10 protein-coding genes and 1 pseudogene are annotated in these 15118 nt (G+C 60.0%); 3 read left to right on the top strand and 8 right to left on the bottom strand.

The window, feature by feature from the left end; all coding sequences use genetic code 11:
- Window positions 1-93: 93 nt before the first annotated feature.
- The 5 genes and pseudogenes from topA to ACVI9W_RS20590 form a co-directional block, all read right to left on the bottom strand.
- Window positions 94-2706 carry a type I DNA topoisomerase gene (gene topA / locus ACVI9W_RS20610; RefSeq protein ID WP_461531003.1) on the bottom strand — a complete coding sequence of 871 codons (2613 nt, stop codon included), beginning with the start codon at window positions 2704-2706 and terminating at the stop codon, window positions 94-96.
- 100 nt (window positions 2707-2806) lie between these two features.
- Entirely contained in the window at window positions 2807-3058 is a 252-nt protein-coding gene (locus ACVI9W_RS20605; protein ID WP_461531002.1) for a DUF1653 domain-containing protein, read from the bottom strand.
- Window positions 3059-3136: 78 nt separating this feature from the next.
- Window positions 3137-4312 (bottom strand): acetyl-CoA C-acyltransferase FadA, encoded by a 1176-nt coding sequence (gene fadA, locus ACVI9W_RS20600; RefSeq protein ID WP_038608883.1) that lies wholly within the window; start codon window positions 4310-4312, stop codon window positions 3137-3139.
- A 29-nt stretch (window positions 4313-4341) separates the two neighbouring features.
- Window positions 4342-6490 (bottom strand): annotated as a pseudogene (fadB, locus tag ACVI9W_RS20595) (fatty acid oxidation complex subunit alpha FadB).
- Between the two features lie 497 nt (window positions 6491-6987).
- Complete coding sequence (locus ACVI9W_RS20590; protein WP_461531001.1) at window positions 6988-7425, bottom strand: hypothetical protein; 438 nt, start codon at window positions 7423-7425, stop codon at window positions 6988-6990.
- Between the two features lie 109 nt (window positions 7426-7534).
- Between ACVI9W_RS20590 and ACVI9W_RS20585 the strand changes: the two genes are divergently transcribed.
- Window positions 7535-7975: a universal stress protein gene (locus ACVI9W_RS20585; RefSeq protein WP_038608878.1), complete on the top strand. Its 441-nt coding sequence runs from the start codon at window positions 7535-7537 to the stop codon at window positions 7973-7975.
- A gap of 39 nt (window positions 7976-8014) precedes the next feature.
- Here the strand turns inward: ACVI9W_RS20585 and ACVI9W_RS20580 are convergent, their stop codons facing one another.
- Window positions 8015-9934, bottom strand: coding sequence for an ATP-binding cassette domain-containing protein (locus ACVI9W_RS20580; RefSeq protein ID WP_461531000.1), 1920 nt, complete (start codon window positions 9932-9934; stop codon window positions 8015-8017).
- 221 nt (window positions 9935-10155) lie between these two features.
- Between ACVI9W_RS20580 and ACVI9W_RS20575 the strand changes: the two genes are divergently transcribed.
- Window positions 10156-12084: a transglycosylase SLT domain-containing protein gene (locus tag ACVI9W_RS20575; protein ID WP_461530999.1), complete on the top strand. Its 1929-nt coding sequence runs from the start codon at window positions 10156-10158 to the stop codon at window positions 12082-12084.
- 79 nt (window positions 12085-12163) lie between these two features.
- Here the strand turns inward: ACVI9W_RS20575 and ACVI9W_RS20570 are convergent, their stop codons facing one another.
- Together ACVI9W_RS20570 and ACVI9W_RS20565 are read right to left on the bottom strand one after the other, a co-directional pair.
- A complete protein-coding gene (locus tag ACVI9W_RS20570; RefSeq protein ID WP_461530998.1) occupies window positions 12164-12967 on the bottom strand; it encodes an MOSC domain-containing protein in 804 nt (267 codons plus the stop codon).
- 46 nt (window positions 12968-13013) lie between these two features.
- Window positions 13014-13949, bottom strand: a complete 936-nt coding sequence (locus tag ACVI9W_RS20565) for a chemotaxis protein CheV (RefSeq protein WP_038608870.1) — start codon at window positions 13947-13949, stop codon at window positions 13014-13016.
- 349 nt (window positions 13950-14298) lie between these two features.
- Between ACVI9W_RS20565 and ACVI9W_RS20560 the strand changes: the two genes are divergently transcribed.
- On the top strand, window positions 14299-14796 hold the full coding sequence (locus tag ACVI9W_RS20560) for a histidine kinase (RefSeq protein ID WP_461530997.1): 498 nt from the start codon (window positions 14299-14301) through the stop codon (window positions 14794-14796).
- The last annotated feature ends 322 nt before the right edge of the window (window positions 14797-15118 follow it).

Raw genomic sequence — 15118 nt, 5'->3', positions numbered from 1 at the left:
GGCGTAAAAGCATCGCGGGGCAAGCCCGCTCCCACAGGGATCCATTAATCCTGTGGGAGCGGGCTTGCCCCGCGACTAGACCAATAAGCTTGATCAGCGCTTGTCTTCGACCTTCCAGGCATTGCCGTCGTAGAAGGCGCGCCAGCCAGTCGGCTTGCCATCCACCTCGGTCTGCACGTACTGCTCCTTGGTCTTGCGGCTGTAGCGGATCACGGCCGGACGACCATCGGGATCCTTCTTCGGCGCTTCGCAGAGGAAGTGGTACTTCGGATCGATTTCGTCTTTATGCGGAATGATCTCGATCACCAGCGGTGCACGGGTCTCGCGGTTTTTCGGGAACTGGCTGGCCGCCAGGAACAGACCCGAAGCGCCATCACGCAGCACGTAGGTATCGTTGACCTTCTCGCACTTGAGCTCCGGCATCTTCACCGCATCCATCTTCGGCGGCGCCGCCTCGCCGCTCTTGAGCAGCTTGCGGGTGTTCTTGCACTCGGCGTTGGTGCAGCCGAAGAACTTGCCGAAACGACCAGTCTTGAGCTGCATTTCGCTACCGCACTTGTCGCACTCCAGGCTCGGCCCTTCGTAGCCCTTGATGCGGTAGTTGCCTTCTTCGATCTCGTAGCCAGTGCAATCAGGGTTGTTACCGCAGATGTGCAGCTTGCGCTTCTCATCAAGCAGGTAAGCATCCATCGCTGTCGAGCAGATCGGGCAACGGTGCTTGTTGAGCAGCACGCGCGATTCCGATTCACCCTCGTCGTCGGCCGCGATTTCATCGCCCGGCACCAGGTTCACAGTGGCCTTGCAACGCTCTTTTGGCGGCAGGCTGTAGCCCGAGCAGCCGAGGAACACACCGGTAGATGCGGTACGAATCATCATCGGCCGCCCGCAATCCTTGCACGCGATGTTGGTCAGGGTCGGCTGGTTGGCACGCATGCCCTTCTCGCCATCCTCGGCCAGCTTCAGCTTGTTGCTGAAATCGCCGTAGAACTCGTCCAGCACATTTTTCCAGTCGCGCTCGCCCTGGGCCACATCGTCGAGGTTCTCTTCCATGCCGGCGGTGAAGCCGTAGTCCATCAGGTTGGAGAAGCTCTCGGACAGGCGCTCGGTGACGATGTCGCCCATCTTCTCGGAATAGAACCGACGGTTATGCAGGGTCACGTAGCCGCGATCCTGAATGGTCGAAATGATCGCCGCGTAGGTGGAAGGACGGCCAATGCCGCGCTTTTCCATTTCCTTGACCAGGCTGGCTTCGGAGTAACGCGCAGGCGGCTTGGTGAAGTGCTGGCTCGGGTCGATCTGGATCAGTTTGAGCACTTCGCCCTGGTTCATCTCCGGCAGCACGTCGTCATCGCCCGGCTTGCTCTGTTGTGGCAACACACGAGTGTAACCGTCGAACTTGAGGATACGGCCCTTGGCACGCAGCTCGAAGTCGCCAGCAGTGACGCTGACGGTGGTCGACAGGTACTGCGCCGGCGGCATCTGGCAGGCCAGGAACTGGCGCCAGATCAGCTCGTACAGGCGCTCGGCATCACGCTCCATGCCACTGAGCTTGGTCGGGTGGGTGTTGACGTCGGAAGGACGAATCGCTTCGTGCGCCTCCTGGGCACCCTCTTTGCTGCCGTAGACGATCGGCGCTTCAGGCAGGTACTTCTTGCCGAACTCGCTTTCGATGTAGCTGCGAGCCATTTCCACCGCATCGACCGAAAGGTTGGTCGAGTCGGTACGCATATAAGTGATGTAGCCGGCTTCGTACAGACGCTGGGCCATCATCATGGTCTTCTTCACCCCGAAGCCCAGACGGTTGCTCGCGGCCTGCTGCAGGGTGGAGGTAATGAAAGGCGCCGACGGCTTGCTGCTGGTCGGACGGTCTTCACGCTTGGCGACGGTGTAACTGGAAGACTTGAGCTTCTCCAGTGCCGCCATGGCCTGGGCTTCGTTAAGCGGCTTGAAGGCTTCGCCCTTCTCCCGCGCTACTTCGAAACGCACCTTGGCGTCCTTGGCAGTCCCCAGATCAGCATGCACTTCCCAGTATTCTTCCGGGATGAAGGCACGGATCTCGCGCTCACGCTCAACCACCAGCTTCACCGCAACCGACTGCACGCGACCGGCAGAAAGACCGCGGGCGATCTTCGACCACAACAGTGGCGAAACCATGTAACCCACCACGCGGTCGAGGAAACGACGCGCCTGCTGGGCATTGACCCGATCGATATCCAGCTCGCCTGGCTGCGAGAACGCTTCCTGGATGGCCTTCTTGGTGATTTCGTTGAACACCACGCGCTTATAGCGGCTGTCGTCACCACCGATGGCTTCGCGCAGGTGCCAGGCAATGGCTTCCCCCTCGCGATCCAAGTCGGTTGCGAGATAGATGGTGTCGGCATCTTTGGCCAGACGACGCAGTTCTTCGATGACCTTTTCCTTGCCCGGAAGGATCTCGTACTTGGCTTTCCAGCCGTGGTCCGGATCAACTCCCATGCGCGCGACCAGTTGCTTGCGCGCCTTTTCTTTCGGCGACAGGGCTGGCGCTTCACCAGCGGCGGCCTTGCCGCGCTTGGCGGCAGGCTCCTTGCTGGCGCTGGCCGAACCGCTGGTGGGCAGGTCTCGGATATGGCCGATACTCGACTTCACCACGTACTGGCTGCCCAGGTACTTGTTGATGGTCTTGGCCTTAGCCGGGGATTCCACAATGACCAGCGATTTGCCCATGGATCGGAAAATTCCTGAATACTGAAAATAAAAACACGGCAGGTACCTGACGCGGCACCGCTATATATAGTGGCAACAGAGTGAGGTCAAGCGCGAGGCGTTAGCCACCCTCGGCATCTGGCCGGGAAAACAGCTCGACTTCAGCCTTGACCAAAGCAAAGCGCGGCACTTGCTCGCCGTCAACCTCGACCGACTCCATAAACATCGAAAGGGGTCGAACCCAGAGGCCGAACTCGCCATACAGGGCCTGGTAGAACACCACCCACTCCTCGGTTTCGGAATGGCGCGCCGTGCCGAACACACGATACTCAGGCCCCTTGTAATGCCGGTATACGCCTGGTTGTATCTGCATGTTGCTCGCCCTCTTGAAAAAAAATCCTGCAAAAACAAAAACCGGGGCACCAGGCCCCGGTTTCCATCAGCGAAACGCTTAAACGCGTTCGAAGACGGTGGTGATACCTTGGCCCAGGCCGACGCACATGGTCGAAACGCCGAAGGTCCCGCCATTCTGCTTCATGACGTTGAGCAGAGTGCCGGAAATCCGCGCACCAGAGCAACCGAAAGGATGACCCAAGGCGATGGCGCCGCCGTGCAGGTTAACCTTCTCATCCATCTTGTCGAGCACTTTCAGATCTTTCAGCACTGGCAGGGCCTGTGCGGCGAACGCTTCGTTGAGCTCGAAGAAGTCGATATCGGCAATGCTCAGCCCAGCACGCTTGAGCGCTTTCTGGGTCGCAGGCACTGGGCCGTAGCCCATGATCGCCGGGTCGACACCGGCCACCGCCATGGAACGGATTACCGCCAGCGGCTGGATGCCCAGGTCTTGAGCACGTTGCGCCGACATGACGATCATGCACGAAGCGCCGTCGGTGATCTGCGACGACGTACCGGCAGTCACGGTACCGCCTTTAGGGTTGAAAGCCGGCTTCAAGGCCGCCAGGCTTTCCAGGGTGGTGTCCGGGCGAATGGTTTCATCGTAGTCGAAGACCTTGAGGAAGCCGTTCTCGTCGTAGCCCTGCATCGGGATGATTTCATCCTTGAACTTGCCTTCGACCGTCGCCTTGTGGGCGAGCTGGTGCGAACGCAGGCCGAACAGGTCCTGCTGCTCACGGCTGATGCCGTGCATTTTGCCGAGCATTTCGGCGGTCAGGCCCATCATGCCCGAGGCCTTGGCTGCGTACAGCGACATGTGCGGGTTCGGATCGACACCGTGCATCATGCTGACGTGGCCCATGTGCTCGACGCCACCGACGACGAACACGTCGCCGTTGCCGGTCATGATCGCCTGGGCTGCGGTGTGCAGGGCGCTCATGGACGAACCACACAGACGGCTGACGGTCTGCCCGGCCGCAGTGTGAGGGATCTGGGTCATCAACGACGCCATGCGGGCGATGTTCCAGCCCTGCTCCAGGGTCTGGTTGACGCAGCCCCAGATCACGTCCTCGACTTCGTTAGGGTCGACCTTGGTGTTGCGCTCCAGCACCTTGCTGATCAGGTGCGCGGACATGTCTTCGGCGCGGGTATTGCGGTGCATGCCACCCTTGGAGCGGCCCATCGGCGTGCGACCGAAGTCGACAATCACCACGTCTCTTGGATTCAGGCTCATATATTCTCTCGCTCTCTATCGTTGGGCGCTTAACCGAAGAAGCTCTGGCCGTTTTTGGCCATTTCACGCAGCTTCGCGGTGGGGTGATACAGCGGACCCAGATCGGCGTACTTGTCTGCCAGGGCAACGAATTCAGCGACACCGATCGAGTCGATGTAACGCAGCGCACCACCGCGGAACGGAGGGAAACCGATACCGTAGACCAGACCCATGTCGGCTTCGGCGGCGGTTTCAACGATGCCGTCTTCCAGGCAACGAACGGTTTCCAGGCACAGCGGCACCATCATCCAGTTGATGATGTCTTCGTCAGTGACTTCACGCTGTTCGTAGACGACCGGCTTGAGCACTTCGAGGACGGCCGCGTCGGCGACTTTCTTCGGCTTGCCGCGCTTGTCGGTCTCGTAGGCGTAGAAGCCCTTGCCGTTCTTCTGACCCAGGCGATTGGCTTCGTAGAGCGCATCGACGGCCGAACGACGGTCGTCCTTCATGCGGTCCGGGAAGCCTTCGGCCATGACGTCACGGCCGTGGTGGCCAGTGTCGATACCGACCACGTCCATCAGGTAGGCCGGGCCCAATCGGCCAGCCGAATTTTTCCATGACCTTGTCGATGCGCACGAAGTCGACACCGGCGCTGACCAGCTTGGCGAAACCGCCGAAGTACGGGAACAGCACGCGGTTGACCAAAAAGCCCGGGCAGTCGTTGACCACGATCGGGTTCTTGCCCATCTTCTTGGCGTAGGCAACGGTGGTGGCAACTGCCACATCGCTGGACTTCTCACCACGGATGACTTCGACCAGCGGCATCATGTGCACCGGATTGAAGAAGTGCATGCCGACGAAATTTTCCGGACGCTTGAGGGCCTTGGCCAGCAGGTTGATGGAGATGGTCGAGGTGTTGGAAGCGAGGATGGCGTCTTCCTTCACCTGGCCTTCCACTTCAGCCAGTACCGCTTGCTTGACCTTCGGGTTCTCGACCACAGCTTCAACGACGATATCGACGTTGGCGAAGTCGCCGTAAGACAGGGTCGGACGAATCGCGTTCAGCGCTTCAGCCATTTTCGCCGGGGTCAGACGGCCTTTTTCAACGCGCTTGCCGAGCAGCTTGGAAGCTTCGTTCAAGCCCAGCGCAATGGCGCCTTCGTTGATGTCCTTCATCAGGATCGGGGTGCCCTTGACCGCCGACTGGTAGGCGATACCGCCGCCCATGATGCCGGCGCCGAGCACGGCAGCCTGCTTCACGTCGTGAGCGATTTCGTCGTGGGCCTTGGCTTTGCGCTTGAGCTCCTGGTCGTTGAGGAACAGACCGATCAGGCTCTCGGCAACCGAAGTCTTGGCCAGTTTGACGAAGCCGGCGGCTTCGACTTCCAGGGCCTTGTCACGGCCGAAGTTGGCCGCCTTCTGAATGCTCTTGATCGCTTCAACCGGCGCCGGGTAGTTCGGGCCCGCTTGACCTGCAACGAAACCTTTGGCGGTTTCGAACGACATCATCTGCTCGATGGCGTTGAGCTTGAGCTTCTCGAGCTTCGGCTGACGCTTGGCCTTGTGATCGAACTCGCCGCTGATGGCGCGCTTGATCAGGTCCAGTGCGGCGGCCTGCAGCAGCTCAGGGGCTACCACGGCATCGACGGCACCGACCTTCAGAGCGTCTTCAGCACGGTTTTCCTTGCCGGCGGCAATCCACTCGATGGCGTTGTCGGCACCGATGATGCGCGGCAGGCGCACGGTACCGCCAAAGCCCGGATAGATACCCAGCTTGACTTCCGGCAGACCGATCTTGGCGTTGCTGGACATCACGCGGAAGTCGGCAGCCAGGCACATTTCCAGACCACCGCCCAGGGCGATGCCGTTGATCGCGGCAACGGTCGGCACGGCCAGGTCTTCGAAGTCGCTGAAAATCCGGTTGGCTTCCAGGTTGCCGGCGACCAGTTCGGCCTCGGGCAGCTTGAAGTTATCGACAAACTCAGTGATATCCGCGCCGACGATGAACACGTCCTTGCCACTGCTGACAATCACGCCTTTGATCGAGGCGTCGGCCTTGATGGTGTCTACGGCCTGACGCAATTCGTTCAGGGTAAGACGGTTGAACTTGTTGACGGACTCACCCTTGAGGTCGAACTTCAGTTCGACGATGCCGCTTTCAAGAGCCTTAACCGTGATGGCTTTACCTTCGTAAATCATCAACTGATCTCCACGATATGGAAGCTGAACTGTACACGCCGAACGCTGGTGAAGGACCCGGCCGGCCGTTGGCCGTGATTTGCCGAATCCTTGCGCCAGGCACACCCGTCAGCGCGATAGTCGGGATTCTGTAAGAGCCTTCTGACAATACAAACGCTCAATTCATACGCCCGTTTGATTTGGGTATGCACACATTCAACGAAAAGATCGCCGTTGTCAAATGCCCGAAAGCGGTGTGAAAACGCGACTTTACGGTCACTTTCAGCTGATCGCGGGCAAACACCGGCTTCGGTGATCGATGAGCATTCACGCCAACGATAATGGACGAAGGCTTACACACCCATGCACAGGATCAATACACGCTGGGTGCGAACAAAAAAGGACAGAAAAGGCGGCGGGTAGCGGCGGGCCCGCTACACTGGGAGGGAATCAATACTTAGACCGGCCTGCCTGGCCCGCCTGCCCGATGCGTATATCGGGCTTTTTATTGAGCGTGATCAGGCCAGGGCTTTCAGCACCGCGGCAATATTCTGCAATACAGCCGTTTCACCTCGTTCCCCCCAATAAAGGGCAACCATTTGCGGGCCGGCTTCGACCTTGAAGACGTTGTCAGGCAGGCGCGCGAGATGCTCTGCATGCACAGGATCGGTGCAAGGCTCACGCCATTGATTGAGCCAGGTGCCGGGGGTCGTTTGCCAATAACTCCAGGTGTCTACCCTGCCCTTGCGCCGCGGCTGCACATACTGCGCGCAGGGGCTTGGCGGCTCCTTGGGCAACCAGTGCGGCCACTGCTGAGGCGCCAGCTGCATGTTCAAGCCCATACGCCGGGCTTCCATACGCAGGGCCATACGGCCACTCTGGTTACGCGAAGGACGCAACCAGGCCAAGGGGCTGAGAATCAGCGCAAGGATTGACACCACTACCCAGACCGTCATATCTGTTGTTCCCATAAAGCTTTGCAAATGAGCTGGTTAGCCGAGGTTCTGAGCGATCAGCCTGAAACCGACCATACTTGAACTATTGCGACTGTCAGGAGAGCCTCTCATGCCCTACGAACACATACTGGTTGCCGTCGACCTGACCGAAGAATGCGATCCGGTCATCAAGCGCGCCATGACATTGGCCGCATCGACCGAGACCAAAGTTTCTCTGGTGCATATCGTCGAGCCCATGGCCATGGCGTTTGGTGGCGATGTGCCGATGGATCTGTCCCAACTGCAACAACAACAGTTCGACCAGGCCAAAGAGCGTATGGACCGCCTGTTCGTCAAGTATCCCGAGATCAAGCGCGGCGATTCGCATCTGACCTACGGACAACCCCGCCAGGAGATCCATCAATTGGCCAAGGAGAATGCTTGCGACCTGATCGTGGTCGGCAGCCACGGCCGGCACGGTCTGGCACTGCTGCTGGGCTCTACCGCCAATGACGTCCTGCACGGCGCGCCCTGCGATGTGCTGGCCGTACGCCTGCTGAAAAAAGAATAACCAGGGCAGCCCGGCGCAGCCTGCGCCGGGCCCCTCCCCTTAGCTGTCGAGTTCAGCCCAGCGCTCTACCAGAACATCCAGCTCAGCCTGCATCTGCTCCAGACGCGCCAGCACGGCAGAGGTCTGGTCGATCGGGCGCTGGTAGAAGGCCGGGTCGGAAATTTCTTCCTGCACCGCCGCCATTTTCTGTTCCAGTTCGTCGATCTGGCCCGGCAAGGCTTCCAGCTCGCGTTGCAGCTTGTAGCTGAGCTTTTTCTTTGGCGTCTCGGTTGCCGGTGCTGCAATGGGAGCTGGAGCTACAGCTTCAACCACCGCTGTGTTCAGCTCTGACTTGCCCGACTTGCTCTCGGTAACGCCCAGCAATTTTGGCGAACCGCCCTGACGAATCCAGTCCTGGTAACCACCGACGTACTCGCGCACCTTGCCCTCGCCCTCGAAGACCAGGGTGCTGGTGACCACGTTGTCGAGGAAGGCCCGGTCGTGGCTGACCATCAGCACGGTGCCCTTGAACGCCGACAGCACTTCTTCGAGCAGCTCGAGAGTTTCCACGTCGAGGTCGTTGGTCGGTTCGTCGAGCACCAGCAGGTTGGCTGGCTTGCTGAACAGTTTGGCCAGCAGCAACCGCGCGCGCTCACCACCAGACAGCGCCTTGACCGGCGTGCGGGCACGCTGCGGGCTGAACAGGAAATCGCCCAGATAGCTCAGTACATGGCGGTTCTGGCCGTCGATCTCGATGAAGTCGCGACCTTCGGACAAGTTGTCGATGACGGTCTTTTCCAGGTCCAGCTGATGGCGCAGCTGGTCGAAATAGGCCACTTCCAGGCGCGTACCGGACTCGATCTTGCCACTGGTAGGCTCAAGACCGCCGAGCATCAGTTTCAACAGGGTGGTCTTGCCGGTACCGTTGGCACCAAGCAGACCGATGCGGTCTTCTCGCTGCAGGACCATGGAGAAGTCCTTGACTAGCTGCGGGCCACCCGGATGGCTGAAGCTGACGTTTTCCAGGACCATCACCTGCTTGCCGGATTTCTCCGCAACATCAAGCATGATATTGGCCTTGCCCTGACGCTCACGGCGCTCGCTACGCTCAACGCGCAGGGCCTTGAGGGCGCGCACGCGGCCTTCGTTACGGGTACGTCGGGCTTTGATGCCCTGACGGATCCACACTTCTTCCTGGGCCAGTTTTTTGTCGAACAACGCGTTGGCGGTTTCTTCGGCGGCCAGCGCGGCTTCCTTGTGCACCAGGAAGCTGGCGTAGTCGCCGTTCCAGTCGATCAGGCCGCCGCGGTCCAGTTCGAGGATGCGCGTGGCCAGGTTTTGCAGGAAGGAGCGGTCGTGGGTGATGAACAGCACGGCGCCGCCGAAGCCGCTGAGGGCCTCTTCCAGCCAGGCAATGGCACCGATATCCAGGTGGTTGGTCGGTTCGTCGAGCAGCAGCAGGTCAGGCTCGGAGACCAGCGCCTGGGCCAGCAGCACGCGACGGCGCCAGCCACCGGAGAGCTCGGCCAGGGTCTTGTCGGCTGGCAGTTGCAGACGGCTCAGGGTGCTGTCGACCAGTTGCTGCAAGCGCCAGCCATCACGCGCTTCCAGGTCGTGCTGGACGTGCATGAGCTTTTCCAGATCGGCATCGCTGTGGATGTTCTGGCTCAGGTGGTGATATTCGGCCAGCAAGGCGCCGACACCGTCGAGGCCTTCGGCCACTACGTCGAACACTGTACGTCCGTCGGCCACCGGCAGTTCCTGCGGCAACTCGCCAATCTTCAGCCCAGGAGCGCGCCAGACATCGCCGTCGTCAGGCTTCTGATCGCCCTTGACCAGGCGCAGCATGCTCGACTTGCCAGTACCGTTGCGGCCAATAATGCACACCCGCTCACCACGGGCGATCTGCCACGACACCTTGTCCAACAACGGCATGGCGCCGAACGCAAGGGACACATCGCTTAATTTGAGCAGGGTCATGATCTTCTCCAAAAACCGGGCGCGCATTCTACCCGACTTGAGCCCGCTTCACATTAAGCAGGCGCGCCTCCAGACAGATCCGACGACAGGCCGTGTGATTACAACTGGATACAAGCACAATGCTTTCATCCGCCTATGGCAAACGGCTAAGCTTAAGCAACGCAATCCCAACAGTGCTGGCTTCGCCGTCACTTTTCATGGTCAAACTGCCCGGAAGTCTCATGCGCAGCCGCCTGTTAAATCTAGTTTCCTGCCTGCTTCTCTCGGCCTCCGCAGCCAGCGTCGCCCAGGCCACCGACATCACCGTGCAGCGCCAGTACTATGACGAGGCCAAACGCGCCCTGGCCAAGGGTGACAAGGGTCCCTACCTGCGTTACGCACAAGCGTTGAGTGATTATCCGCTAACGCCTTACCTGGCCTACGACGAGCTGACCGCGCGTCTGAAAACCGCCAGCAATGCCGAGATCGAAAAATTCCTCGCCGCCCATGGCGACCTGCCCCAGGCCAACTGGATGAAATTGCGCTGGTTGCGCTGGCTGGCCGAGCGCGGCGAGTGGGAGACCTTCAGCCGCTACTACGACCCGAAGCTGAACTTCACCGAACTCGATTGCCTCAATGGCCAGCGTCAGCTGATTCAGGGCCAGCGCGCCGAAGGCTATGCCTCGGCAGAAAAACTCTGGCTGGTGGGCAAGTCCCAGCCTACCGCCTGTGACCCGTTGTTCGACCGCTGGGCAGCCGAAGGTCAACTCAGCGAGCAGAAACGCTGGCAGCGCACCAAGCTGGCCGCCCAGGCGCGCAACTATGCCTTGGCCAACAGCCTGACCAAAACCCTCACCACCCTCGCCCCTCAGGGTCGCTTGCTGGTTGATGTGGCACAGAAACCACAGCTGTTGAATCAGCCTGGACGCTTCGTACCGGTCAACGAGGCCATGTCCGACGTGGTCAGCCTCGGCCTGCGCCGCCTGGCACGCCAGGACCCGGAGCGGGCCATGAGCCTGCTGGACGACTATGCCAACCGCATGCATTTCTCCCGCGACGAGAAAGTCGCCATCGCCCGCGAAATTGGTTTGACCCTGGCCCGCCGCTACGACCCGCGGGCCCTGGACCTGATGACCCGCTACGACCCCGAGCTGCGCGACAACACCGTGACCGAATGGCGTCTGCGCCTGTTGCTGCGCCTGGGCCGCTGGGAAGACGCCTATGAGCTGACCAAGCGCCTGCCCCAGGACCTGGCCAGCAGCAGCCGCTGGCGTTACTGGCACGCGCGCAGCCTTGAATTGGCGCAGCCACAGAACCCGCAGATCCCGCTGCTGTACAAAACCGTGGCACGTGAGCGTGATTTCTATGGCTTCCTTGCCGCCGACCGGGCAAAAACCCCGTATCAGCTGAACAACAAGCCACTGGTGCTGAGCCAGGCGGTGATGAACAAAGTGCGCAACACACCAGGTATCCGTCGCGCCCTGGAGTTCCATGCCCGCGGGCAGATTGTCGATGGCCGCCGCGAGTGGTACCACGTCAGCCGCCATTTCAGCCGCGACGAAATGGTCGCCCAGGCACGCCTGGCCTACGACATGCGCTGGTACTTCCCGGCGATCCGCACCATCAGCCAGGCGCAATACTGGGACGACCTGGATATCCGGTTCCCGATGGCCCACCGCGATACGCTGGTGCGGGAAGCCAAGGTGCGTGGCCTGCATTCAAGCTGGGTGTTCGCCATTACTCGCCAGGAAAGTGCGTTCATGGAGGACGCCCGCTCCAGCGTTGGCGCCAGCGGCCTGATGCAACTGATGCCAGCCACGGCCAAGGAGACTGCGCGCAAGTTCAGCATCCCGCTGGCCTCCCCGGCCCAGGTGTTCAACCCGGACAAGAATATCCAGCTCGGCGCGGCGTACCTGAGCCAGGTGCACAGTCAGTTCAACGGCAACCGGGTGCTGGCTTCGGCCGCCTATAACGCAGGCCCGGGCCGTGTACGGCAATGGCTGCGTGGCGCCGATCACCTGAGCTTCGATGTCTGGGTGGAGTCGATCCCATTTGATGAGACCCGTCAATATGTGCAGAACGTGCTGTCCTACTCGGTGATCTACGGACAGAAGCTCAACTCGCCGCAGCCGCTGGTGGACTGGCATGAGCGATATTTTGACGATCAGTAGTTGAATGCAATCGCGGGGCAAGCCCGCTCCCACAGGGTGATATAGAACCCGGTGGGAGCGGGCTTGCCCCGCGATTTGATTATTCCAGCACCGTCACCGGCATCCCCACCTCAAGCACCCCGCAGCCATCAGCCACCAGGTTCTGCCCGAACAGCACATCCCCCTCCTTCTGCCGATAGGTTTTGAGTGTGGTCAGGGGTTCGCGATCTGTACTGCGCTCGCCGGTCTGCGGATCAATGGTGGTCATGATGCAACGCTCACAAGGCTTGAGCACACGGAACTCCATCTCGCCGATACGGATGCGCTTCCAGCCATCCTCGGCAAAGGCTTCGGCCCCCTCCACCACCAGATTGGGACGAAAGCGCTGCATCTCGAGCGGCCGGCCGACCCGCTGTACCAGGTCGTCGAGCGACGCCTGGCCGATCAGCAGCAACGGGAAGCCATCGGCAAAAGCCACCCGGTCATTGACCTCGCCATAACCACCCGGCAGGAAACGGCTGCGCTCCTCGGGTACATGGACCAGGCGCACGTCCTTGCCGATAAATTCGCTGAGCCACTGCGCAGCGACTTCACCGGCATCCGGGACGCGAAAGGTGTCACGCCAGATCGTCACGCCGCGCAGATCGCTGTCAGCCTGCGGCACGGCGACCTTCAACGCAGGTCGCCCAGGCGCCTCCAGGGTCAGCTCGCCGTCAACGCCATACAACGCCGTCAACTGGCTCATTTGCGGGTACGCGCGCTGGGTCAGGAAGCGGCCATTGTCGCGCTCTACAAGCATCCAGCGACGGTCGCCATCCAGTCCCAGCAAGCCCAGTGAAGACGATTGCAACGCCTGGCCGCGCGCGGATTTGAGCGGATATCGGTACAACGCACTCAATTGCATCGGTGACCTGTCCTTTTGCCGGTTCAAAGCCTTAGCTTATACCGACTCAGGCCGTCGCTTCATCCAGCATCAACCGTTGGCGAACGACATCGACCAGCTTGTCGGGCTGGAACTTGGAGAGAAAGTTGTCACAACCGACTTTCTTCACCATCGACTCGTTGAAACTACCCGACAACGAGGTGTGCAACACCACATGCAACGGGCGCAAGCGCGGGTCGTTACGGATCTCGGTAGTCAGACGGTAGCCGTCCATCTCCGGCATCTCGGCATCGGTGAAAATCATCAACAGTTTTTCACACATATCTTCGCCAGCGTCGGCCCAGCCTTTGAGCATGCGCAACGCCTTGAGACCATCACTGGCGACATGCATTTTCACCCCTAACTGAGACAAAGTGTCGCGCAGCTGGGCCAAGGCCACAGTGGAATCGTCCACCAACAACACCTCGCGACCGCGGGCCCGCGCCAACACCGGATCCTCCAGCTTGTCGCGCGAGACCTTGGCACTGTACGGCACGATTTCGGCCAGCACTTTCTCTACGTCGATGATTTCCACCAGCTGCTCGTCGACCTTGCTGATTGCCGTCAGGTAATGCTGACGACCGGCGCTGGCCGGCGGCGGCATGATGGCTTCCCAGTTCATGTTGACGATACGATCGACCCCACCCACCAGAAACGCCTGCACCGAACGGTTGTACTCGGTGACAATAATGGTGCTGCCGGGCCCAGGCGTAAGCGGGCGCATGCCGATAGCCTGGGACAAGTCGATCACCGGCAATGTCTGCCCACGCAGGTTGACTACACCACAGACGAATGCATGGCGCTGTGGCATCAAGGTCAGTTTGGGCATCTGCAGCACCTCCTGAACCTTGAACACGTTGATCGCGAACAACTGTCGCCCGGCCAGGCGGAACATCAGGATTTCCAGGCGGTTCTCACCCACCAGCTGCGTTCTTTGGTCTACTGTGTCGAGAATGCCAGCCATTAAAGAACCCCCAGGCTTGTTCCAAGAAATGAACCCATTGGCCCTGTATCGGCCAGATCAGGCACAGCTTGACCCTCTGAAGAAAATGCTCAGCCGGTCATTGATGTCAATTTAACATCATGCTTTACTGCGCTCAGCTCCTTCCTGTCGTAAACACCCGCAAAGGGTCGTAATCACACCAGCCCATCAGGGAAACCCCTAGTGACAATCGGGCGAGACCTGATGTTCGCGATATCCATTAGCCATTAATGTGACGCCATTCTCATTGCATGAACGGAGTCAGGCTTTTGTCAGCGATCGCCTCGTTGTGGCCAGCCCCTGCTCCAGCCCTTTGTGCTGGAGCCAAATGATGGCTAACGAATCACTGAACAGCAGCGCCCTGCAGGATTTTCTGGTGGACGCCCAGGTCTTGCTGACCCAGGCCGAAGAGTGCCTGCAGCACCTGGAATTGATCGACAACGATCCGGATGCCTGCCACTGCCTCAACGACACCTTGGCCACGCTAGTGACTCGCGCACATGCCCTGGGGCTCCTGGAGGTGGCCAGTTACAGCAAGAAGCTGCAACATTTGCTGAAGACCGCTCACAACCCTTCGCGGCTGCCCGGCAGCGCCTTGCCGGCACTGGAAGAGTGCCTGACCCTGCTGGCCTGGCAATTGGAGCTGGTTGACCCGCACACCGGCCGCCTGAGCCTGGATACCGATGAACAGGTGCTGCTGCTGGACAACCTGGCAGCCGCCCTGAACACGACCTCCGGTTGCGCTTCCTGCCACTCAAGCATGACCTCCTGCGAACACCCGCCGCACAACGCGCGCGAGGCAACCGGACAGCAAACTACGGGCAACTAAAGGGTCATCGACAAAGATCCGGCAGCGAGTGCTGACAGCGCTCCGCGCTACGCACTAAGCAGCAACTTTCCCGTTTGCCGATCATTTCTGCAGTCGTTTTTACAACTGCAGATTTACTTTATTTCGCGCAAGCTTTACGCCTTATAAAGTAATGGCAAAGTGCTAGACCAGCGCACATGACGGACCCCCTGCATCAGCCCGTAAAATCTGACGTTTCAGACAGTTATCAGAGTTCGCCACCCTTGGGACTTGAAGTGATACCATGCGCGCGATGAAGGTTAGTCAGACCTTGTCCAATCATGCCTTCAACGATTTTTTTCTT

The organism is Pseudomonas sp. 210_17 TE3656 (assembly GCF_054821965.1).
The sequence above is the reverse complement of the archived record's forward strand: the minus strand, read 5'-3'. Positions and strand labels throughout refer to the sequence as shown.

Excerpts from the sequence above, each read along its gene's own strand:
- topA (WP_461531003.1), bottom strand. The coding sequence starts at position 2,706 with ATGGGCAAATCGCTGGTCATTGTGGAATCCCCGGCTAAGGCCAAGACC.
- ACVI9W_RS20605 (WP_461531002.1), bottom strand. The coding sequence starts at position 3,058 with ATGCAGATACAACCAGGCGTATACCGGCATTACAAGGGGCCTGAGTAT.
- fadA (WP_038608883.1), bottom strand. The coding sequence starts at position 4,312 with ATGAGCCTGAATCCAAGAGACGTGGTGATTGTCGACTTCGGTCGCACG.
- ACVI9W_RS20590 (WP_461531001.1), bottom strand. The coding sequence starts at position 7,425 with ATGACGGTCTGGGTAGTGGTGTCAATCCTTGCGCTGATTCTCAGCCCC.
- ACVI9W_RS20585 (WP_038608878.1), top strand. The coding sequence starts at position 7,535 with ATGCCCTACGAACACATACTGGTTGCCGTCGACCTGACCGAAGAATGC.
- ACVI9W_RS20580 (WP_461531000.1), bottom strand. The coding sequence starts at position 9,934 with ATGACCCTGCTCAAATTAAGCGATGTGTCCCTTGCGTTCGGCGCCATG.
- ACVI9W_RS20575 (WP_461530999.1), top strand. The coding sequence starts at position 10,156 with ATGCGCAGCCGCCTGTTAAATCTAGTTTCCTGCCTGCTTCTCTCGGCC.
- ACVI9W_RS20570 (WP_461530998.1), bottom strand. The coding sequence starts at position 12,967 with ATGCAATTGAGTGCGTTGTACCGATATCCGCTCAAATCCGCGCGCGGC.
- ACVI9W_RS20565 (WP_038608870.1), bottom strand. The coding sequence starts at position 13,949 with ATGGCTGGCATTCTCGACACAGTAGACCAAAGAACGCAGCTGGTGGGT.
- ACVI9W_RS20560 (WP_461530997.1), top strand. The coding sequence starts at position 14,299 with ATGGCTAACGAATCACTGAACAGCAGCGCCCTGCAGGATTTTCTGGTG.